Source organism: Stenotrophomonas sp. YJH_SMC_65, assembly GCF_059369475.1.
The window spans coordinates 174,284-195,171 of sequence record NZ_JCAFSR010000004.1; the positions used below are offsets into that span (position 1 = coordinate 174,284).

25 protein-coding genes and 1 pseudogene are annotated in these 20,888 nt (G+C 60.2%); 15 read left to right on the forward strand and 11 right to left on the reverse strand.

Going from position 1 to position 20,888, the window contains the following annotated elements:
- Window positions 1–109 precede the first annotated feature (109 nt).
- Both AC5P7A_RS08870 and AC5P7A_RS08875 read left to right on the forward strand, forming a co-directional pair.
- A complete protein-coding gene (locus AC5P7A_RS08870; protein ID WP_014038605.1) occupies window positions 110–211 on the forward strand; it encodes a class III lanthipeptide in 102 nt (33 codons plus the stop codon).
- A gap of 312 nt (window positions 212–523) precedes the next feature.
- Entirely contained in the window at window positions 524–1,195 is a 672-nt protein-coding gene (locus tag AC5P7A_RS08875; protein ID WP_032958333.1) for a response regulator transcription factor, read from the forward strand.
- A 91-nt stretch (window positions 1,196–1,286) separates the two neighbouring features.
- On the opposite strand, the gene AC5P7A_RS08880 is transcribed toward AC5P7A_RS08875, so the two are convergent.
- The 3 genes from AC5P7A_RS08880 to AC5P7A_RS08890 form a co-directional block, all read right to left on the reverse strand.
- Window positions 1,287–1,739 (reverse strand): PA2169 family four-helix-bundle protein, encoded by a 453-nt coding sequence (locus tag AC5P7A_RS08880; RefSeq protein ID WP_014648535.1) that lies wholly within the window; start codon window positions 1,737–1,739, stop codon window positions 1,287–1,289.
- A 453-nt stretch (window positions 1,740–2,192) separates the two neighbouring features.
- Window positions 2,193–2,429 carry an EamA family transporter gene (locus AC5P7A_RS08885; RefSeq protein ID WP_495220045.1) on the reverse strand — a complete coding sequence of 79 codons (237 nt, stop codon included), beginning with the start codon at window positions 2,427–2,429 and terminating at the stop codon, window positions 2,193–2,195.
- Entirely contained in the window at window positions 2,426–2,587 is a 162-nt protein-coding gene (locus AC5P7A_RS08890) for a hypothetical protein (RefSeq protein ID WP_495220046.1), read from the reverse strand. Before AC5P7A_RS08890 ends, AC5P7A_RS08885 begins: the two co-directional genes overlap by 4 nt.
- Between AC5P7A_RS08890 and AC5P7A_RS08895 the strand changes: the two are divergent.
- Both AC5P7A_RS08895 and AC5P7A_RS08900 read left to right on the forward strand, forming a co-directional pair.
- Window positions 2,552–2,821 (forward strand): annotated as a pseudogene (locus tag AC5P7A_RS08895) (helix-turn-helix domain-containing protein); the annotation flags it as partial. The gene AC5P7A_RS08890 and the pseudogene AC5P7A_RS08895 sit on opposite strands and share 36 nt — an antisense overlap.
- 86 nt (window positions 2,822–2,907) lie before the next feature.
- Window positions 2,908–3,549, forward strand: a complete 642-nt coding sequence (locus AC5P7A_RS08900) for a glutathione S-transferase family protein (protein ID WP_478409158.1) — start codon at window positions 2,908–2,910, stop codon at window positions 3,547–3,549.
- 287 nt (window positions 3,550–3,836) lie between these two features.
- Here AC5P7A_RS08900 and AC5P7A_RS08905 read toward each other — a convergent pair whose 3' ends face one another.
- The 3 genes from AC5P7A_RS08905 to AC5P7A_RS08915 all read right to left on the reverse strand — a co-directional run bounded on the left by AC5P7A_RS08905 (window position 3,837) and on the right by AC5P7A_RS08915 (window position 5,501).
- On the reverse strand, window positions 3,837–4,460 hold the full coding sequence (locus tag AC5P7A_RS08905; RefSeq protein WP_227864596.1) for a hypothetical protein: 624 nt from the start codon (window positions 4,458–4,460) through the stop codon (window positions 3,837–3,839).
- Window positions 4,461–4,624: 164 nt separating this feature from the next.
- Complete coding sequence (locus AC5P7A_RS08910) at window positions 4,625–5,032, reverse strand: hypothetical protein (RefSeq protein WP_049404777.1); 408 nt, start codon at window positions 5,030–5,032, stop codon at window positions 4,625–4,627.
- Window positions 5,033–5,081: 49 nt separating this feature from the next.
- Complete coding sequence (locus AC5P7A_RS08915) at window positions 5,082–5,501, reverse strand: H-NS histone family protein (protein ID WP_032958325.1); 420 nt, start codon at window positions 5,499–5,501, stop codon at window positions 5,082–5,084.
- A gap of 117 nt (window positions 5,502–5,618) precedes the next feature.
- Between AC5P7A_RS08915 and AC5P7A_RS08920 the strand changes: the two genes are divergently transcribed.
- The 10 genes from AC5P7A_RS08920 (at window position 5,619) to AC5P7A_RS08965 (ending at window position 14,338) form a co-directional block, all read left to right on the forward strand.
- A complete protein-coding gene (locus AC5P7A_RS08920) occupies window positions 5,619–6,011 on the forward strand; it encodes a DoxX family protein (RefSeq protein WP_180835858.1) in 393 nt (130 codons plus the stop codon).
- A gap of 1,007 nt (window positions 6,012–7,018) precedes the next feature.
- On the forward strand, window positions 7,019–7,270 hold the full coding sequence (locus AC5P7A_RS08925; RefSeq protein ID WP_014648542.1) for a hypothetical protein: 252 nt from the start codon (window positions 7,019–7,021) through the stop codon (window positions 7,268–7,270).
- A 177-nt stretch (window positions 7,271–7,447) separates the two neighbouring features.
- Window positions 7,448–8,008, forward strand: coding sequence for a fasciclin domain-containing protein (locus AC5P7A_RS08930; RefSeq protein ID WP_111206688.1), 561 nt, complete (start codon window positions 7,448–7,450; stop codon window positions 8,006–8,008).
- A gap of 477 nt (window positions 8,009–8,485) precedes the next feature.
- Window positions 8,486–9,055 carry a YdcF family protein gene (locus AC5P7A_RS08935; RefSeq protein ID WP_495220047.1) on the forward strand — a complete coding sequence of 190 codons (570 nt, stop codon included), beginning with the start codon at window positions 8,486–8,488 and terminating at the stop codon, window positions 9,053–9,055.
- A 733-nt stretch (window positions 9,056–9,788) separates the two neighbouring features.
- Window positions 9,789–10,322, forward strand: coding sequence for a DUF4145 domain-containing protein (locus AC5P7A_RS08940; RefSeq protein WP_495220048.1), 534 nt, complete (start codon window positions 9,789–9,791; stop codon window positions 10,320–10,322).
- 88 nt (window positions 10,323–10,410) lie between these two features.
- Window positions 10,411–11,394: a tyrosine-type recombinase/integrase gene (locus AC5P7A_RS08945; protein WP_495220049.1), complete on the forward strand. Its 984-nt coding sequence runs from the start codon at window positions 10,411–10,413 to the stop codon at window positions 11,392–11,394.
- 41 nt (window positions 11,395–11,435) lie between these two features.
- On the forward strand, window positions 11,436–11,762 hold the full coding sequence (locus AC5P7A_RS08950) for a helix-turn-helix domain-containing protein (RefSeq protein ID WP_495220050.1): 327 nt from the start codon (window positions 11,436–11,438) through the stop codon (window positions 11,760–11,762).
- A 400-nt stretch (window positions 11,763–12,162) separates the two neighbouring features.
- On the forward strand, window positions 12,163–12,963 hold the full coding sequence (locus AC5P7A_RS08955) for a TIGR04255 family protein (RefSeq protein WP_495220051.1): 801 nt from the start codon (window positions 12,163–12,165) through the stop codon (window positions 12,961–12,963).
- Between the two features lies 1 nt (window position 12,964).
- Window positions 12,965–13,555 (forward strand): hypothetical protein, encoded by a 591-nt coding sequence (locus AC5P7A_RS08960; protein ID WP_495220052.1) that lies wholly within the window; start codon window positions 12,965–12,967, stop codon window positions 13,553–13,555.
- A 9-nt stretch (window positions 13,556–13,564) separates the two neighbouring features.
- Window positions 13,565–14,338 carry a hypothetical protein gene (locus AC5P7A_RS08965; protein ID WP_495220053.1) on the forward strand — a complete coding sequence of 258 codons (774 nt, stop codon included), beginning with the start codon at window positions 13,565–13,567 and terminating at the stop codon, window positions 14,336–14,338.
- Between the two features lie 314 nt (window positions 14,339–14,652).
- On the opposite strand, the gene AC5P7A_RS08970 is transcribed toward AC5P7A_RS08965, so the two are convergent.
- On the reverse strand, window positions 14,653–15,267 hold the full coding sequence (locus tag AC5P7A_RS08970) for a hypothetical protein (protein ID WP_495220054.1): 615 nt from the start codon (window positions 15,265–15,267) through the stop codon (window positions 14,653–14,655).
- Between the two features lie 61 nt (window positions 15,268–15,328).
- Here AC5P7A_RS08970 and AC5P7A_RS08975 point away from each other — a divergent pair, with 61 nt between their 5' ends.
- A complete protein-coding gene (locus AC5P7A_RS08975) occupies window positions 15,329–15,601 on the forward strand; it encodes a hypothetical protein (RefSeq protein ID WP_495220055.1) in 273 nt (90 codons plus the stop codon).
- Window positions 15,602–15,758: 157 nt separating this feature from the next.
- Here AC5P7A_RS08975 and AC5P7A_RS08980 read toward each other — a convergent pair whose 3' ends face one another.
- From AC5P7A_RS08980 to AC5P7A_RS08995, 4 genes are all read right to left on the reverse strand, one after another.
- Complete coding sequence (locus AC5P7A_RS08980) at window positions 15,759–16,199, reverse strand: hypothetical protein (RefSeq protein WP_495220056.1); 441 nt, start codon at window positions 16,197–16,199, stop codon at window positions 15,759–15,761.
- 871 nt (window positions 16,200–17,070) lie between these two features.
- On the reverse strand, window positions 17,071–17,364 hold the full coding sequence (locus AC5P7A_RS08985) for a DUF5681 domain-containing protein (protein WP_495220057.1): 294 nt from the start codon (window positions 17,362–17,364) through the stop codon (window positions 17,071–17,073).
- 231 nt (window positions 17,365–17,595) lie between these two features.
- Complete coding sequence (locus AC5P7A_RS08990; protein WP_495220058.1) at window positions 17,596–18,255, reverse strand: hypothetical protein; 660 nt, start codon at window positions 18,253–18,255, stop codon at window positions 17,596–17,598.
- A gap of 254 nt (window positions 18,256–18,509) precedes the next feature.
- Window positions 18,510–20,885, reverse strand: a complete 2,376-nt coding sequence (locus tag AC5P7A_RS08995) for a hypothetical protein (protein ID WP_495220059.1) — start codon at window positions 20,883–20,885, stop codon at window positions 18,510–18,512.
- Window positions 20,886–20,888: the final 3 nt, after the last annotated feature.

The window sequence follows — 20,888 nt, forward strand, 5'->3', positions numbered from 1 at the left end:
ACAGGGCTTTGAGATTGCGTGGTGCAATCGCGCAGTGAATCATTTCATTGCGTAACGCGTGGGAGGCACGCATGCCTCCCGATCCCATGTACGACTAAGGAGAGTTGATATGAATCGCGTCCTGAATCTGCAGCGCCTGATGATCGAAAACCAGCAGGAAAACCTGGGCAACAGCTGCAGCAGCTCCGACAGCAACTGCTGCAACGGCTAAGCCTCTCCGGCTTGCCTGAGGTGGTGGTGCGCGCCCACCACCTCGACATCTGCCACAGCGTGATGCACCGCCACGTGGCAGGTCTCCATACGACGTAGAGATCGCTTGGCAGGCAGCCGTCCGCTGCCCGCGCTGCGCGTCCTGCATCTGCCAATGCCAGGACAGGCATCCCGGGGGGGGATGATCAGCCAGCTGCAGCACGTGCTGCAGCCGTGACCATTGCTCGGCCCCGCTGCGACCTCACCACCATGACGGACGCTACGCAGTGCGCCTGCACGCCCGCCGGATCCAGCAATCAGGAAAAGACGCAGCATGCGCATCCTCGTGGCCATGGACGACGCCGAACTTGCACAGGCGCTTCGCAACGTATTGCAGAGCCGCAACATGCTGGTGGACCTCGTGGCAACCTGGTCACTGGCCAAGGCCGCGGTACAGGCCGTGGAGTACCGCGCCCTCATTCTCGACCGCTGGCTGCCCGAAGGCGATTCACTGAAGCTGGTGCAGATCGTGCGCGGCTTGCGTACCTGGCTGCCCATTCTGCTGTTGGGGCGCCACAACCACGCTGCCGACTGCATCGCCTGCCTGGATGCCGGTGCCGATGACTACCTGCCCACGCCGTTCGAGTTCGACGAACTGGCCGCGCGGCTGCGCGCGATTACCCGGCGCCTCGACGCTGATGCCGGCCACATTCTGAGAATCGGCAATTTCACGTTCGATTTTTCCAACCGCATGGCATTGGTAGGCGGTGCGCCCCTGAGCCTGCCGCGCAGCCAGCTGCTGCTGCTGGAAGCGCTTTGCGCCCGCCAGGGCCGGATCGTCCGCCATGAAGTGCTGAGTGCTGCCGTGCACCTGGCCGGCGCCGACGGCGGTACCACCGTGTTGGATCCGCACGTATCACGCCTGCGCCGTGCCCTGCGCTCGGCCAGTGTCAGCATCGAGTCCAAGCGTGGGCTGGGCTACATGCTGAACGACGACGCGGCCTGATCAAAGGCCATCGGCGCGGGCCGCAAATGCAACAGCCGGGGCGGTAAACCGCCCCGGCTGCCAGTCCCGCTGATTGGGCCGACCGCTGCGGTCAGGCGGCCTTCATTGCGTGCTTTCGCGCACGCATGACGTTGTGGCACTCCTGCACTTCCGGCAGCAGCTGGGTCACTTCCTGGCGCACGGCCGGCGGCAGCTCGTTGTCCTGCAGCACATCCTTGAACGCGCCCAGCAGGCGGTCCTCGGATTCTTCAAGTTCAGCCACGTAGCCATAGTTGGTGTCACCGAAAGCGGCTCGAACCTTGCCGTAGAACTGCTGCATCGAACCGACCACGGTGCCATGTTCGGCCGGCTTGCCACCGCTGGCGGCCACTGAGCCGCTCAACGCCGCCACGATGCGGCCCTTGACGCCAGCGATGCGGGTGAACAGTGCCGACAGCTCGGCATCCTTGACCTTGGTGGCCGCTTCTTCATAGAACGACTTGCCATCGCGGGCGATTTCGATCAGGTCGTTGAGGCGATGTTCGATGGTGGACTGGGTGCTCATGGCGTCGCTCCTGTGTGCTCGAAAGTCAGTGGAGAATGGCAGTGCATCTGCATTGCCTTCGACCCCACTGTGTGCAATCGCGTGTGCCAACCAGGTGAGCACGAATTGATGCACGCATCACCATGCGAAACACCTGCTGACTTCGTCATTTCAAGCATCGTCGGCTTTCACGGAATCTGAGCGCGTTGCACGCGTTACCACGGTGCGGTGACGATGATCAGAGTGACCAGCAGCGCGATTGCCAGGATCACCAGCAGCACGTGCCATTGCTTCCAGGTGGGTCTCGGCTTTCCAGGCGTATTCATCGATGGGCTCCTGCGCGGGCGGGGAATGGGGTTGCCAGACTGAAGCGCAACGGCATCGCACAACGTCGACGTGAGGTGCACGTTTCGTGCAGACCTTGCTGGAATATCGGGCCGCATCGGCCTTCCGCACCCGTGCCTGGCGGCATATTCAGCAAGTACCACACCCGACACCGCCAGCAGGCCGCCACCCAGCACCCCATCCGCTGAGTGACTCACCCAGCAGCAGCACCGCCAGTGCGGTGGTCACGATCGGCACCAGGCTGAAGAATCCCGAAACGCGCGCCGCGCCCAACCGCGAAAGACCGGTCATCCAGCTGAGGGGGGCAAGGATCGACGCACACACCGCAGCGAAACCGAAACAGCCCACCGCGGTCAGGTTGTTCACTCCGGCAGCTGCAGCGGCAGCAGGATCAGCGACGCCGCCGTGGCCTGCAGGAACAGTGACTCCAGCACCGTCAGCGGAATTTTCCGGCGCCGCATCAGCACGATGCAGGCGGCAAATGCACGGCCGATTCCGTGGCCGAGATCGCGCAGCGGCATCACATGAGCGTGCGCACGCTGGAGCGCATGGCGCGCAGTGAACTGGGCATGTCACTCGGCGACTGGCGTGGGCGTGTGAAGTTCGTGCGCGCCACCGAGGCGCTGTGCACACGCAAGCCGATCAGCCGCATCGCCGGGGAGCTTGGCTATTCAGGCGTCAGCGCGTTTGCCGAAATGTTCAAGCGGCACGCGCAGTGCACGCCCGATCAGTATCGGGAGCAGCATCGGGCCGGGTGAAGGCCCGCATCGAGGGCTGTCGATTTCCCGCCCCGTCGCTCGTCGGAACAGGAAAGGCAGGCCCATCGGCCTGCAGGAGCGCTCCAATGCCACCGATCCTCACCGCCTTCGCCACCTCCCCCGACCGCGGCCAGGGCCTGGCCCGTGACATGCGCGTGCGCTGGGCGCTGGAGGAACTGGCCGTGGCCTATGACGTACAACTGCTCAGCTTCGCCGAGCTGAAGCAGCCCGCGCACCTGGCACGGAATCCGTTCGGGCAGATTCCCACGTGGCAGGAGGGCGACCGGACCCTGTTCGAATCCGGCGCCATCGCCCTGCACCTGGCCGAACAGCACCCCGGCCTGCTGCCGCGCGATCCGGACGCCCGCATGCGCGCGATCATGTGGGTGTTCGCTGCGCTGAACACGGTGGAGCCCCCCATCGTCGAGCGTTCCATGGCCTGGGTGCTTGAGCGCGAGCAACCCTGGTACGCGCAACGGCTGCCAATGCTCGATGAGCGGGTCCGGACGCGGCTGGCCCAACTATCGACGTGGTTGGCCAGGACAACGTGGCTGGACGGCGAATTCAGCGTGGGCGACCTGATGATGGTCTCGGTGCTGCTGCGCCTGAAGAGCAGCGGCCTGCTCGACGAGTACCCACAGGTCGCCACCTATGTGGCCCGGGCCACGCAGCGGCCCGCCTACCAGCGTGCGTTTGCTGCGCAGCTGGCGGCTTTCCAGGACGCCTAGCGCTGCGCCTCCTCCCAGGCAACAAGGGGCCCGCAGTCACGCAGGCCCCATGCGTTACTTCAATCGACGCGATCTCCAGTTCAGGTAACCCCGCCAGCCAAAGGGAGCACTAAAAAGCGCAACCGCGCCGCACGCCAGCAGGCCGTTGAACATCCAAGGGGTCAGCTCCGGGGAACCTGCCGACATGGATGGAAACACGAACCCGCATAGCAGTGCTCCCACAAAGGAAGTACCGAATATGACCGTGGAACCCAGGCCTGGTGAAACTCGCATCGATCTATTCCTCATCAGTTCCGGTTGCAGGTCACCTTGACCTCGGTGAGCCTGATCGTGCTGGTGCAGGTGACAGACTGATTGCCCGCCCCCGTCACCGGGACACCGATGTTGTTGAGCGCATTGACGAAGCTTCCCATATCGGTGGCATTCCCATTCGGGAATTCGAAGCGATGCGTAACGCCGCCTCGCCCCTCGCTCAACTGTGTAACGCTAAGCGGAATGGAGTTACCGAACCTGTCCTTGTAAAGGAGGGCGTTGGGCTCCCAGCGACGGTTGATCATGCTGTAGTTGTAGGAAGCGGTAGACCCGTCAGCATAGCGGATCTTCTGCGGCGCCCAGACATCGATGCCAAGCGAGTACGCGCCGGAAGCCAGGTAGATGTAAGTCTCGAAACGCTGCCCCAGATGCTGGCTGACCGCATCCCTTCTCTGCGGATTCTGGATGTCATCGTACACATTGGTCGGGTAGCCGGGCTCAGACAGGCTGATCACCGATTGAGCGACTATGCGCTTGAACTGAAGATAGTTGATCGCCGGTTGCTCGACCGGGAGCTCGTCGATGATGACGAAGGGTTCGCAATCCATCGCGCCGGGTTCCATTTTGTCGCAACGGATGCCGCCTTCACGATCACGCATGACGCTGAACTTTCGTGCCATGTTGCCCGATGGATTCAGTATGTAGAGGATCCTGTGCGACGGCATACTTCATGAGCATCGCGCGCCACACGCGATGTCACTACCACTTTGAAGGATTGAGAGCGCTTGCCATACCCGGCACTTCTCCCTCAGCGACGACACTGTCAGTGCAACCTGCGCCGGCAGGCGGCCTGCACCAGCATCAGCTGCGCCACCAGGACCAGCATCGCGCAGCCCGACAGCAGCCACGGATCGATGTACCACTGTTCGTTGAAACTGAAGTCGCCGGCGGAAATGCGCTTCCAACCGTTGAAGTGCTGCATCGCCGCCACCACGAACGCGAAGGCGCCCGCGCTGTACGACAGCCAGGGCACCACGATGCCGCCCGGGCGCGCGAACAGCGTCAGCAGGCCCAGCACGCCGATGACCGTGCGCTGCACGCGGCAATATGGGCAGACATAGGCCATCCCGCTCCATTCCACCGCCCAGGCCAGCAGGCTGACCAGCACGGCCGCGGCCGCGGCGATATACAGCATCGTGGGCGTGATCGTCCTGCCTGCATCGTGTGCCATCCCGCGCTCCTTCGTTCAAAGACCCCGGCAGGGTAGCAGCGTGGCAGGTTCAATCCTTCTTGAAGACCGTGCGCTTGCCGATCGGGCTGCCCTTGCGCGCCGTCGGTCGCGCCAACCCGGGAATCAGGAAGTCGGTGACCTTGTGGCCCTTCTGGATCCTGGAAGCGAGCCAACGCGGCATGCGCCCGCGGCCGGACCAGGTCAGCCGCTTGTATTCCGGGTCTCGGTATTTGGCGGCCACTTTCCCGGTTCTGCGCCGTGCCGGTTTCCGGCTGGGTGCGGCCGCTTCGATGGCTTCATCGCCAAAGAGTTCTTCGAGGGTATATCCCGCTTCCGCTGCGGCGGCTTTCAGCATACGCCGCACCGCGCTGGCAGGACGGCGGTTGGAAATCAGCTGCTTCCGCTGTTCAGCAGCAACCACCAAGGCGCCCAGCTCCCGCAGGCTGAGCGATTCAATATCGATCGTCATGCTGGAAAGGTCTACTGCCGCGCGGCGCCTGTCAAGGCGGCTTGCCCCCGCGTAGACACGGGCTTCACTGCGGGTGGGCTCCGATCGCCTTCGTCGGCCATCCCCGAGGACATCCCTGTGAGCACCTCATCGCATTCGCTTGCCTACCTGCTTGCGCGCATCCTGCTGATGGCGCTGTTCCTGGTCTCCGGGCTGGGCAAGCTCGGCGATCTCAGCGGCACCCAGGCCTATATGGAAGCCATGGGCGTGCCCGGCATCCTGCTGTGGCCAACGGTCGCCTTCGAGATCGGCAGTGGCCTGTGCATCCTGCTCGGCTTCCAGACCCGGCTGGTGTCGATCGTGCTGGTGGGCTTCAGCCTGGTCACCGCTTTCATCTTCCACCACAACTTCGCCGACCAGACCCAGCAGATCATGTTCCTGAAGAACCTGGGGCTGGCCGGTGGGTTCCTGCTGCTGGCCTGCAACGGGGCTGGGCGCTACAGCATCGACGGGCGCGGTCGGCGCGGGTAAGCCTCGATTCGGAGTGTGCACCCGCTAGCGGCGAAGTTCGGCCTCTGGCGCCAGCGTGTGGATCACCTTGCCCTGTGCATGCAGGTACTCGATGGCACCGTAACCCTCGGCCGTGAGGGCCCGGCCAGGTTGAAGGCGCGCTTGTACTGCAGGCCATCGATGATCGGCGCCGGCGTCTTGACCTGGGTGGTTCGCCAGCGTCGGACGCGAATGCCCGAACGCATTGCGATGCAGCCAGAACGAAGAACGCACAAGCACTGCGCATCATGCGATCTCCTGTCGGGATCGGAATCAACATCCGCACGCCCAGCATGCCTGTGGTCGACGACCCCGCGCGGTGACACCGGCATGCTGGCGATGGATCGACACCATCCCGTCAACCACGGCCCCCCGACGTCGGCCTTCCCCCTGTGCACGCCGCCGGATACGGAAATGATCCCGGCATGCGGACGGGGACATGCCGACAATGCTCTGGAACACCTTGCGGAAGGCGCTCACGTCGTCGTATCCAACTCTCACTCGCGCGGCGTTGGATTACCTGTCCCGCTGCGAGTCCGCACCGTCACTCGAATTCTTAACTCTTCAGAATTCGACCAAGCCACCTTTGTCCCAGATGGCCCACAAAACAGCATGATGGCGCCCTACGGATTCAGGGATTTCGTCCATCTTCATGCGTGACATCGGACAGTTCTACGTAATCAGCGTCGAGGGAGTGACGCGGGCAGACGGCACCCTGCTGCAGGTCACCCGAATCGATTGCTCCTGCATCAAGTGTTCCTGGCAGTTCAGGGCCATTCCCAACCATGGCCTTGTCGATCTCGACGGTGCGGCTGCCCTCAGTTGCCCAACCTGCGGCAATCACCAGTCAGTCAGCCGCGCACGGCTTGAAGAGCTCAATCGACGCAGCGACGAATAGCCTGCACTTCAACCATCCATCAACACAGCACCGACACGACCGATACCCGGTGGGCCCTATCGTTCGTCAACAAGCACCCCCCGGCATTCCCATGAGTCATACCGGCATTTTTCAGATCACCGATCTCACCTACAAGGCTGGGGAGCAGGGCGACCTGGCCCGCGCACTGCAGATCGTCGCCACCTGCACCGCCTGCGGATCGACGAGCGTGTGGGACGAGCATGAGATGGAACACGTTGCCGGTGGAACCGTGCTGTCATGCCGTGGCTGTGGTGTCCGCCAGGCCATCAGCAACGCGCGCCTTTCTGGCTGCGCTTCCGACATCCGCCATCCGCGCCGCTGAGCGGCGCGCAGTTCGTACTGCGTAGCCGCCGGCAGGGGCAGTCGTTCACTCGGCTTTTACAACGCTGCGACGTTTCAAGCGACAACGCGCACTGATGCATCTGCCTGCATCCAAGGGCCGCGCCAGCGCGTATGTAGGATGCCCGCGCCTTGCGGGCATCCTATAGAGGAACGCGCCGTGAAAGCCCTTCAGCGGATAGCCGCCACAGTCAGCTTCGCCGTACTCGTCTCAGCCACTTCAATGAGCTTCGCCGCCAGTACCGTGATGGTCGGCGGAGCGGAGATGTATCCCACCAGGACCATCGTCCAGAACGCCATCAACTCCAAGGACCACACGACCCTGGTCGCTGCGGTCAAGGCAGCGGGCCTGGTCGATACCCTCAATGGCGCCGGCCCCTTCACCGTCTTCGCGCCCACCAATGCAGCCTTCAGCAAGCTGCCCGCAGGTACGGTCGATACGCTGGTGAAACCTGAAAACAAGGCACAACTGACCAAGATCCTGACCTACCACGTGGTGCCAGGCAATTACAGTTCAGCGCAACTGATGGCCGATGCCAGGAAGCACGGCGGCAAGGCGACGCTGAAGACCGTTGAAGGTGAATCCCTCACCGTCGCACTGCATGACGGCAAGCTGTGGGTCATCGATGCCAAGGGCGGCAAGGCGGGGATCAGCGTTGCCGATGTCGGCCAGTCCAATGGCGTGATCCACGTGATCGACACCGTGTTGATGCCGAAGTAGTTGCAAGCAGCAGGACGAGCACATGCGCGGCAGCCGCATCGCGGCTGCCGCCGTCTCCTCCCATGAATCAGCATCGCGGCTGCGGGGCGATGACGCGCTACCTGATGTATCAGGAGCGTGCAGCGGCGTTGGGGCCTTTGTATCCCTGTCAGTCAGAAGGGGGCCTTGAATTCCAGGTGATTGCCTGACGTCGTAGATCTCGCATTCGGTTGGGTCCATCGGTTCCCAATGCTCGCTCGCCAGCTCAAAGAAGGCAGCGGGTACCTCCATGGGGAACGTTGCGCCTTTCTCGCGATTGCGCTGGCGGACGCGATCGAATGTCATGCGGGGTATCCAGGAGATGCACCACCAGATCGTGGGCCGCCCCCCTGACCTGCGCGTCGAAGAGGGTCTTCGTACCAATTCGAGAACCCACAGACCGTAATACTCCAGTGGTCAACTTAGAAGCCAGCCAAATTGACCATGAGGGAAGCAGCCATGCAACTGGAAGACATCGAGCGCATAGGCGACTACGTCATGCCGGAGCGCCCTGCAGTACGCTCAGATCTCGCACTGATCTTCGGAACTCGGCACGGAGTGGAGGATTTCTGCCAGGCAGTAGTCACCCTGTGGCACAAGAGAATGTTCCGGAAGGCAGTCGTTTCCGGTGGCATGACCGCAGGTCTTCACGATTCAGAAGCCGAAACCATGGCTACCCGCCTCATGGAGTTGGGAATTCCAGAGCATGTGCTCATCATCGAGCCGTTCGCCATGAACACTGGTGAGAACGTATGGCGCTCGCGCGAGCTTGCCGAGCGCATGCTGCCTCTCGAAGAGAGACGGAGCGTCATTGCCATCGGAAAAATCTGTTCCGCGGGTCGATATCTGATGACACTGGCCCGTCATTGGCCAGGGCCAATCGTTACCGCGCAGTGGGTCAACTATTTCGCGGTGGACAAGAGTGACTGGCACCTGGATCCGGAGTTCGCCGAACGCGTCAGGGCCGAGTACGTGAAGATCCCGCACTACATAAGGAGGGGATTCCTGATCGAGCTTCCAGAAAGCTGATCCAGGTGCTGCCAAGGCACGCTGCACGCATCACGCCACGACGCCGTGTGTTGTTCAGGGCTACCGAGCGGCAACACCGGGCCTGACCAGCCCGAAGTCTCTCAGCGCAACGTAAGGATCCCAGTACTCCCTGTAGGCCATTATCTTGCCGCTTTCGAGCGTTACCATGGAGATATGGTCCTGGCGATAGAGCCAGCCGGCGTGGCCGCCTCCGTGTACTCTCCGCGCACCTGCCGGCGAGGACCAACCAATTCGTTTCTTGCTGCCTTCCTTGTCATGGCAACAAGTGTCCATTGCCTGTCGATGCGCAGTAAATCCCGTGGAACCCTATCGGCGTCCGAGAATTATTTCCGATGTTCTTTCCGCCGACGCGGTAGAGGCATCGGGCCCGACGCCCAAGCACCTGCTTCTTATGGTGGCCCACCAGCAACCGAATACAAATTCCATGTAATTGATTTACATTAGCTTTATCGAACCCCATAGATAAATCGACTCGCAATTCGACTCACTTTTCAGTGAACACTAGAGATGGCTCCATTCCCTCCCAACTGAATGGGACGAGGCTACCATTTGTCGACCAATCGCACGGAATGAATCGATCATGCCTCCTAGAGCTGCGCCAGCGTTCCACGCTCCGGTATTTAACTGCCCCTATTGCGACGCCTATGCCTCACAAATGTGGAGACGGCTGGTCTGGTGGGACGACGAAAGATCCAGAGCTGAAGGTGCGCAGATGACTACCTCGACTTGTGCGGCCTGCGGCGAAATCGCCGTGTGGCGCACCGCCGATATCAACGAGCTTAAAGGAAGCATGCTGCTTCCGGCCAACAGCATAGCCGCCCTACCCCATCCAGACATGCCTGAGGATGTAAAGCAGGACTTCAACGAAGCAGCTGCTATTGCGATGGTCTCACCGAGAGGCGCAGGGGCCTTGCTCCGACTTTCCGTTCAGAAGCTAATGATCTCTCTTGGTATGTCGGGGCAGAACCTCAATGCAGACATCGGCGCACTGGTGAAAGAGGGACTGCCAGCTCAGATTCAGCAAGCACTGGATTATTGCAGAGTCGTGGGCAATAACGCGGTGCATCCTGGTGAGATGGACCTGCAAGACTCTCCGGAGCTTGTAGCTGCTCTCTTCGACATGATCAACATGATCGTGGACTATCGGATAGCCCAGCCAAAGAAGGTGCAAGAGCTGTTTGCGAAGATGCCTGCTGGCGCCTTAGCAGCTATCGAGAGGAGAGACGGAAATTCCGGTAGTAAATGAGTCCTTTCCCCAGTGCACGTCCTCGGAGCCAGGAGGCCGGGCGCTCAAGGTTTGCTCCATGCCTCCCTTACGGCGAAGGATAATGGCAATGGTCACAATCTACTGGCGGGACGGGGTCGCCTACCGCAACTGGCGCGATGGCGGGAAGAGATTCCGCCCATCCATCGGTCGTGTCAGCCCTCGCGAAGCTGAGGAGATACGATCAGCGCGCGAAGCGGAGCTAAGGCACGGGGTCCGGATCATCTCCCGGGCGCCCTTGCTCCGCGACTTCCTTGGCGTATGGCTGGAGTGGTACAAGGCCGAGCATCCCACCACGCACGGCAAGGCCAAGAGCGAGCTGCGGATCATCCTGAAGAGTCTCGGGCATCGGCCCATCGACACACTGCGGCCTATCGAGCTGGAGGCCTACAAGACCCAGCGCCTGGTAAAGGACAAGATGGCGCCTGAAACGGTGGGGAAGGAGGTTCGGCGCCTGCAGGCCGCGCTGAGATGCGGGGTGCAGTGGAAGGAACTGGATGCGAACCCGTTTGAGGGAATCCAGGCGCCAAGAGGGGTGCGGAGCGTTGCCGTCCGGTTTTATACCGCCGATGCCATGCAGCAACTCTATGCGGCCAATGCCGCCCGAGCGAATCTGTGGCGATTCATGGCCCACACGGGTATCCGGCGCGGCGAGCTGATGCACCTGAGGCACGAGAACGTGGTAGCTGGTCGCCTACTGGTCGAGAGCGATCCGGACGAGGATGGCGACGGACGCACAAAGTCAGGAAAGTGGCGAGAGGTGCCTTTGAACACCCACGCCGCCGCAGCTCTAGCCACCCTTCCCGACCCGCTGGTGAGCGTCCACAAAGACACCGTGAGCGACTGGTTCAAGGATGACGCGACGGCGGCGGGTGTTGGCGGGAGTCTTCACCGCCTAAGGCACACGTTCTGCGCCCACATGGTCATGGCCGGGGTGCCTCTTCGCCGGGTGCAGATCTTGGCCGGACATGCCGATTACGCCACTACAGAGAAGTACTACGCGCATCTGGCTTCGGATGGAGATGCCGCAGCCGTGGCTACTTTGAGGTTCTAGCCACCAAGAATCTGTCCAGCGAATCAGAAGGAACTGCTGCAATGGAATCGAGCAACAAGCTGCTGACCTTGATGCAGGCAGCAGAGCTTTCAGCCTGCTCAACCAGAACCCTACGCAGAGCCATTGATGCTGGACGGCTCGCAGTAGCTCGCTTAGGTCAGAGCGCCAAATCGGATCGGATTCATGTCGACGACCTTGAAGAATGGTGGCGACAGTCCCGGTACGTAGCACCGCCCAAGCCGGTCTTCCCGAGAATCCCTATCAAGGTCCCACTCGTCTACGATGCTGATGAGCGACTCGAAAAGCTGCTGGGAGCGAAGAAGTCCAAGGTAGCTAGCAAGAATTCGGGCTTAAATCGAAAGGAGTGAAAGTACATGGTGTAGCTGGCCGGAAGTCGCACTAATACGCCTGGGCCATGCTAGCCCTGATCCAAGCCTTTTCCGGACCTTTTGGCCTGGACTTCGTTTCAGCAGGCCGCCGACGTGGCTCCAGCGCTTCCTTGACCCGCTCCAGCCCACTCGTCCCAGCCTCGGCCAAGCGCCAAGCCTGTTGCAGTTGCTCAGCTGTCGGCGGCAGTCCGGGCTTCGGCGGTAGAGGTTCACGGGGGTGCCGCCCACCATCCCAGCTACACCGCTCAGAATAAAATTATTTACATTCAAATACTTACGGGCCATCAGCAGCCCGCTAAAAGCTTCACAAAGCGGTAAACACCATTCCACAAAAAGTGTCAACTTATGTGTAAAATGGTGTCACCCCCGAGGATCTGACATGGCCAAGCTCTCCAAGGCTCCCGTCTTCTACACAGTCGCGCAGGTGCTTCACAGCCCCATACTCAAGCTCGACACTCTTATTCCTGAACTCCAAGATCAACTCCGTAAGGAGGGCTTCCCGGGGTACTCAGCGTCAATACAGACTGGATTCGAAGTAAAGACCGATCCAGCAGGTGTGGCTGAGCCCAAAATTAGCCCAAAGGAGTCGATAGCCCACGTGTTCGCTTCGCGGGATTCAACACAGTCAATTGTCCTTCGCGAACAATCAATGGCGTATCAAACTGTTGAATTTGATTCAGCGACTGCATTTGAAAACGCTTTCGCAAAAGCAATTGAAGTCACATCAAGAATACTTGAGCCGGATTCATATACGCGTGTCGGCTTGAGGTTGCTGGATGCTGTAAAGCCACCACAAGGCGAACTCAACGCTTACATACGCCCTGAATTTATTGGCCTCGTTGAAACGCTTGATGATGAATGGGAAGCGGATTACACGTTCTCTGAAACGTTACTGAATAGACAAGACAGGCGCATCAAGGCGAGAGTTTTATCGAGATCCACACAACTCTGCTATCCAGCCGATCTTGTGCATATCGCCCCCGCAATTCCAGAGAGATTTCGAGGCATTGACGGCGTACACGCAATGATTGATTCAGACGCCGTTTTTGGTGGGCAGAACGGATTTGCCAGGGAATTTAATGCGACTGAAATTCTAGCGCACCTCAGAGCACTAAAGTCTGACTTGTCTGCAGTTTTCAAATCCATAGTGACACCAAAGGCGCTGGAGGACTGGAAATAAAATGGCACATATAAAATACAGTGCAAAAGCCAAGTCTCGCGCAACGGCAGCCATTTTCGCTGGCGTGGTGATGACTGGTACCGGCGGAAGTCTCTATGCAGGCACTGATCCTCATGGCTACTCTGTCCCGGGGGTAGAACGTGTCGAAAACCTAGAGAAGACCAGCAAAATTCGAAGCGAGGCATCCGCACCGATTCGTGACCAAATACAAGTTATCACCGAGGGACTCCAGACCACTAGCGCCAACCTGGCGAGGGCCATGGGCGTTTCGCGCACAACTATCTATAACTGGATGAAGGATAATTCTGCGCCAGCTAGGGGTGTTCAGATCAAATTGGATCAATTGGCAACGGCCGCCCGTCTGCTGTCTGAAGCGGGCATTCCAGCCAAGAGTTCACTGGCACTTCCTGTTCACGGAGGAAAGTCATTCTGGGAGGCCTTTGCTGCGGGCACCCCTGCAGATGCCCTCATCGGAGTTATCCTTACCTCGCAGCGGGAGCGATCTGCACAGCGAAATTTGATCGCTGCTCGTTTGGCAGAGAAGAGAGCGCGAGGAAGCCTTCGCCGACTGGATGAAACCGACCCGACCTGAGCCATAAGCATGAGCAACGGAAGGAACCTAAGCTGGTGGCAGGGAGCCCTTGCGACCTTAGACGGTCAGCTGGGCGTATTGATTAGCCATGACTGTGACATAGCTGCTGAAAAATCTGTTGAGCCGATGATTGAGTGGATACCTGCGGTATCCGCATCTCCGGACGGCTCCAAAACATATGGGAAAAATCCGCGCACCCTTGAGCTTTCCTGTGGCGCCGACAACGACAGCACTAGTAATTTTCACTTCGACGCGCGTCGTAAAGAAAGCCTGGAAAAGGAAAATTTCTTTCAGAACGCAGTGCTGCATAAATACCAGTTCTCCCCTATTCAATTGGTGATATTGCGCAGATGGCTATCTTCCAGATATGGTCGATCAGCGTTTCCTGACGCCTTTGAAATGGCGATGGATCGCGTCAGGACTAAGATTGATGAGCTTTCGAAGAAGAGCGGGGGAGGGATTCGCGCGCTTTTCTTTGATCTAGATGATGGTCACATGACTGAGCGGAAGGCGAATGACGACCCATACGAGCTCTCAGTCTATGTCGTGTACCCGCTAGAAACACCGACTAAGGCAGCAGAAGAATTCGCAACAAAACTGTCAGCAATCTTCGCTAGAAAATTCAAATCCGACGATGAATGGAAGTTGGTGGAGTTAGTTTCTTGCGACGCAATATGTGAAGACAATTTTCCGCTACTCCTTGCCAATAGCACAAAAACTTGGCGGGTAGATCACAGAAGTCTAGCCACAGAAGGAAGCGCTGCCCCCGAACCGGATAGATGACCTTAGCGTCATATGCGTGAGAAACCACTCGCTAAAACGGAAGGTCCTCGGGCATATCCAAGCCTGCCACACGGCTGGCGGTACGTGGTGGCCACTGGCGGCTGCCCGGAGACGTTGCGCGCCCTGCCGGCGGCGCGCCCGTACCCGTCAGTGTCCCGTTCAAGCTCCACCGCTTGTTGGAGCTGCAATGCCGCCTTGCCCCAACGAGGCCTGATCCGTCAACAAGTTCGCCTTTGCCCTGTGCACCCTGGGCATGCGCAGCTGGGCTGCCCGCCAGGCATGTACGCCCGATTCGCCTAACACACGCCCGATTGTCAGATCGCCCCCAGATCCTTGACCACCGCCTGTCCCTTCTGCAGGAAGCCAGCCAGCAGTCGCCCGCCCGCAACCTGCCGCCCCATCTGCTCATTAAGGTAGCTGGTCTGGAGGCGCGCATGGGCCATCAGATCGGTCTGGGCCATGCTCGGCGTCACCGCCTGGAGCGGCTCGCCTGGCGACGCCAGCTGGCCGCCGATCGGCTGGACCCGGGCCGGGCGCTGACTGTCGTTCTTGGCATACGCCGTGGCAATCATTCGCCCGTTCTTCGGCGACCAGCCGCCCAGTACCAACTCGGTGTCGAGTTGCTCAAGCGGCAGACCTGCCTCTGCCGCCGCCTTCTCGTAATTCGGCCATAGCTGATCTACCACTAGTCCCAGCTCAGCAGAAAGCTGCTCCATCGTAAAATCTGCACGGAAGCTGGCCTGCAGCGCCAGCTCGTAGATGCGTAGGAAGAACTGGGTAGAACCACGCGTTGCCAGCACCAGGTTGTGCTGAGGGATCAGCAGCAGCTTCGCGCCAGCAGAATGCACTCCTGTTCGGGCATCCTCTGCCAGGGTATCCACCGCGACGGCCAAGTGGTCACGGGTGAGCAGAACGTTGAGGATGCTCATAGCGAACTCGTCTAGACGTCCACCGACTATCGCCTTCCCTACCCCGCCTGTCGAGACCGCCATGATGACCGAAATCGCGGAAGTACTTGATCGCCTCCAAGCCTGCGAGGCCGAACTCGAGATGCACCGTGGCTACCTCAAGGCGATGGAGTACGCATTGCGAATCTGCGTACTGAGCCACCCTGCACCCAACGATCTCTCCAATGCTTGGCATCTGCTTCTGCCAAGTATTGCGGCCAAACACAGACTCGACAGCAGCGACCTCTTCGCCGCAGCCTTCCAGCAATCGCTGACAGTTCTGACCGAGCAGATCGGCTATGTCCGCACTGGATAGTCGCTCGGCTGGCGCGGGGAGCGGCGCCACTCGATCATCACTGCCTCAAGCTCCCTGAAGACTTAGGTCCGGCAAGGACAGAATGCTTGCCTCGCCCAGACGATCGTCGTCAAACCAGCTTGGGCTAGCGTCGCCAGAGCTTGGGATAGAACCGACCTTAGAGCTTAACCTTAATCTTGACTGTAGAATCAGCCGTCTCGGCGGCAGCCAACACTTCCTCCTGGCTACTGCCGGCTGCGCCCACAGTGTCAGCAATGATCTGGTCCACGTCCGGAACAAGAGCAAGAAGATTGAGCTTCGTTTGGTCAGTGGGTTGTTCAATATCCCCTGTAGATTTGCCCATGTCGGCGGGAAGCTCATTCTTCACGGGGTCGATCTTTGGCGCACCCTGCTCAATGTTGATGCGCTCTTGGATTGCCCATTCGAGAACAGAATTACCAAGACCTTCGTTGAGGAACAATAGTTCCGCGAGGTAGCAGGGCTCAATATATCGGTGATCCGTCGCCTCCTGCCCGACGAGGATACGGGCATGCTCCTGACTCAGGAGTCCAGCGAGGATGACCAGCTGCGTGGCGCGTTGCTCAGGAGTGCTATTCACAATTGAAATCCTTTTCAAAGTCCGCAGATTTCATCGGCCTACCAAAGGCAATCTTTAGCAGCAATTTTTGACTTAAGAGTCCAACGCGTTTCAAGCTGCCCGTCCCAGAAACCTATGGGTCCAGATCAGTTCAGCATGCCCCGGGCTCGTCTATAACACGACTCCGAGGCCGGATACATGCGCCCAGCATGCTCAGAGAATGCGTTCGCAATGCGTTCGCATGACGTTGCCTGATAGGCTGCCGCCTAAACGTCAAGGACCGACCATGCCAAGACTAGTTTGCATCGCTCTGCCTGCCCTCGCCCTCCTGGGGGGCTGCGCCCGACAGCCAGAGACGTGGACGGCCTTCGTCTACCCCCCAGGTAGGCCCTTAGCAGCAGAAGACGCCTCCGAGGCGATCTACGGCCACTACGCGTCCTTCGAGCAATGCCAGCAGGCCTCGATTAGCGCACTAAGGCAATTGGCATCCGATAACAAGTCGAAAGACTTCGGGAGCTATGAGTGCGGCGTTGGCTGCCGGTACGAGAAGGAGTGGGACATGTACGTCTGCAAGGAGACTCGGAAGTAGGGCTAGTGCAGTGGGAAGATGTCCTGGATCGAATGGAACATGTCCACTCCGGCGATCCACCGTCCATTGCTGAAGTAGCTGACCAGCCCGCATTGGCAGTTGCCACCGCTCAGGGCGGGGCATCGCCCGTCATGTAGGTCGTACGCCCTCCAAGGGGCGCCAATTGCAGCGGCAGCCACTTGCATCCGGCCCTCGAAATCCTCAGGCAGGCATTGTCGCTCGGCAGCGAAGACCTCGTACGTCACACCGTCCCAGGACTCTAGGGAGCTATCCGCTTCTAAAGTAGAGATTGCCTCTTGGTCATCAGCCACGAGCGCCCTCCGGCTCATTGTCAGCTGTCATGGGTACGAATTGCACCGTTATGGCTCGGACCGGCTCCGAATCCGGGTCTATCCCTACTGACTGGACTGGCTTGCCATAGCCCCGGTCCAGTAGCGCCTCGCTGGCCGCCTTAGCCAGAGCAGGGTTATCGCTCCGCATGATCGCCACTAGCTTCTCAATGGCCTCCCGGCCGTACTCTCGTGCCAGCTGTCGAACCTCAAAATCCACTTTGGGCCGGCCACTCGGGTTGCCCGATTGCCCTGGCTTGAACGCCATAGCCTTCACCTATTGTTTTCAGTTGTTACCAATGTGAGCCCATGCTTTCGGAAGCTCTTGTCCGCTGCGTCCAGACCGACCTCCTCGACGTGTCGCTGGAGGAACCTGGCGGCCATCTCGGTGACGTCCAAACCGCCTAGGTAGACACGTTGCCCCGCGTTGGCTCGAAGCATCACTGCAGCGATGCCCTTCACCGCTGAGGGTGACAAGGGAGGAGTCATGGCCGGTCTCCTAAGCCTTCTTGGTCGTGATGAAGCTGCGCTTGTAGTCCACGGGGTTACTGCCTGCGAATCGGCCGCCCACGATGCCTGGCATGCCGCCTCCAGTTGCTTGGCCGCTACCGCCGCCTGAGCCGCCTCCAATGAAGCCGCCCACGTTGTTGCCCAGACCAAGGTTCGACCCAGTCGGAGCCGCTACCTGCTGGCCCCATACGCTCTGTGGGTTCCACTGGCCGATGCTTGCCATGCCATTGCCAAACTGGGTGTTGCCGAAGCTCCCCATAGAACCAGCTCCGCCTGTGTAGCCATACCAGCTGCCGCCCGGACGCTGGGCGCCCAGGCCGAGGTTCTGCGTTGTCATCTGCGAAGGCGTGGGCGCAGTGAATGCTCGGCTCGACGAGGGAGCACCCGGGATATCAACCTGCTCCATGACTGGGCCACCGATACCGTAGTCAGCCCCTCGGTTCACCCAGCCGGATAGCCCTCGGTCCACCAGCAAACCCGTTCCGGGAACAAACGCGTTTGCGAGCAACTTGAGGCCGGTGGCGATGGCCGCCCTGCCGCCGTTGCCCATATAGTTGCCACGTGCGTCAAAGACGTTTCCCGGCACCGCCCCGTTAACAAAGCGATTGCGCGCCCCTACAAAGAACGCCGGAACTCTTGAACCTGCCATTACATACTCCTTGGGCGCCTGCCGGCCCATTCATTTTCTTAAGTGTTTGAGCAGCGGGGCCAGGTGTATCCTGACCCCACACCTCTCCGATGGACGGGAAATGGACGCCTGGAAAAAGACGAGCTATCCCCTGCCGCAGCCGCTGGAAAGCGACCGCGTTTCTGATGGACGGAAGGGCGGCCTATACGGCCTTGCCTTTGCCAGCTTGCTGATCGCAGTCCCCGTTCTACTGGCGGGCTTGGTAGTTCTCGCCTTTACCGGCTTCGCTGTGGCCTCGTAGCCTCAAGCCGATCTGCAAACGCATCCAGATCCGGGTTGTCTTCCCGCTCTGCAATTTCCCGCAGCAAACGCGCTTGCGGTATCAGCTCACCAACTGGCTTCTCGCCGTTCTGCGCAACCCAGCGAACGAAGCCGGGGCTGGTCATAAGGCGGGCCAATCCATTCAAGCCACCAGCCAGCGCCATCGAGCCTGAAACAATCCCTGCAGCCAGCAGCGGACTACCCGCCACCAATGCGCTACCGGCACTGCTCGCAGTACCAGCCGACTGAGTTATCAAGGAGATCAGGCGAGCGGATCCTGATGGATTTCGGAACACCGAACTTCCCTGCCGAATTCGATCCGTCATCCTGGCGATCCTGTCCATGTCCTGCCGGAAACCGAGGCCATGACGGTCAAACAGCACCCGCTTCGCCTCAGGGCTCATGTTCGCCCAGTTGGTGAGGAACGTCTCCATACTGAAGACGTCACTGTCCGCATTCTGCTGACTGCCGGTGGCCCGACCCATGCGGCGAATGAAGGACGCCGATACTTCACGCTGGGCGCCCTTTGGCAACGACTGCATCACCGCTCGCAACGTGGTCGCACCCTCTCGGGTGTTGCCAAACGCCGCCTTGTAAACAGCCTCCGGTCCGCCGCTCTTATCCACCACATGCGCCACGGCGTCGATTCGATTGCTACGCGCCGCGTAGTAGGCGTTTGCCCGACTCCAAGCCTGCCGCGCTTCGGGCGTCGTGGCGGCGGCCTCCATATCCTTCGTAAGTGCCCCATAGAGCGTTTTCCACTTGTCCCGGGGAACGCTGTCAGCCAAGGAGTAGTTATCGAGCTCCCGCCCAACCAGCGTGCGAAGCTTGGTAAGCGCCTGATACGGCAGTTGGTTGTCGGCCATTCCAGATACAGCGGTCACCACCTGCTCGTCGATCTGCTGAGGCGTCAGAACGGGAAGCGAGCCACGCAACCCCAGTGACTGAAGGCGCGCGTTCTCCGCAGCTGCCCGCTGCGCCTGCCCCTCAAGCTGCTGTTTCAGCTGCTCTGCTTGCCGCTGTACATCAGGGCGCTGCAGTGATGCCTCCATTCCGCCAACATCCTCGTCCAATGCACCGCCGATTCCTCGAATGCGAGCGTTCTGGAATAGGCGCGCAACGTTGGGGGCTCCTTCAATGGAGGCGTTCAGATCGGCAAGCGCCCTCTGCGTGTTCTCCACAGGCACCCGTGCATCCGGTGCAATTTGCTTCGAGACTCGACCGTAAAGCTCTTCCGCCCTTTTGGCTGTCTTGGGCACGAAGGCGGCAGCGCTCTTGCCCTCAATTCCCTCTAGGATGGTACGTCCTGCCTGCTCCGGACTCATGGCTCGGCCACGTGGAGAGAGTTCCGCCGCATAGTGACCAATCGCCGCGTTGGCGTTGTCAGCTTGGTTGCGCGCAAGACGCGCAATCGGACCAGAGCCGCCAGCAACGTTGCCCAACATGGTCTCTGTAGCCTGAGCAAATCGCCCACCCGTTGCCTGGCCCACACTCGGTGAAGTACCTGCTGCCGCGAAATCGGAAATCGCCCTTTCCACGTCCTGGGCGGTCACGCGCTCACCCGAAGCATTGCGGCCCCTTAGCGCTCCACGGGTAGCATCCGCGACAGCCTGAGGAACGAAGCCGCTACGCATGCCGGGAAGCGCTGAGGCGACGCCTGGAGCGAAGCCACCAGCCAGCCCAGCGGCTACCTGTGCACCAGTACCACCACCCGCCTCACGAACGGCTGAGCTTGCGCCTGTGCCTGCCGCAGTGGCAGCGGTCTGCAGGACAGGATTTGCAGCGAAGAACTCGCCAGCAGCCTGAGCAAGCCCTCTGCCGCCGCTAGCCGCTGAGCCTGCGCCCAGGGTGAGCGCTGTCCCGGTCAGCCCTTCGCCAATGTCTGAAACAATGCGCTGCGCCTTCGTCTGGGGCCGCTGCATGCCCAACTCATCTGCAATCTGCTCGCCGACCTGGCGATACGAGGCAGTCGGAACGAAGCTATCCCGCCCCGTAGCGACATCCTCTTCCGTAGTTTCGTGCAGGCGGCGCCGAATCGGGTCCACGACATAGTGATTGAAAGCGTCACCGCCAACGGCACCGAGAAGGCCGCCAGCACCTTGAAGGACTTGGCGCCCGCCATACTGGCCCAGCCACCGACCTAGGGCGTTGCCTGGCAACTCGGCGGTGCTATCCCAGCTGGACGCTACCTCGCTGAAATCGGGTTTGGCGGCCTGTACGGCAGGGAGCGTCACGATCTCATCGGGCTGGTCGAACTGGTCAAAGACGTTCTGCCCGGTCGAAGAAGCACCCGATGGGGCATCAAACTGATCAAATGGATTTCTTTCCATTGG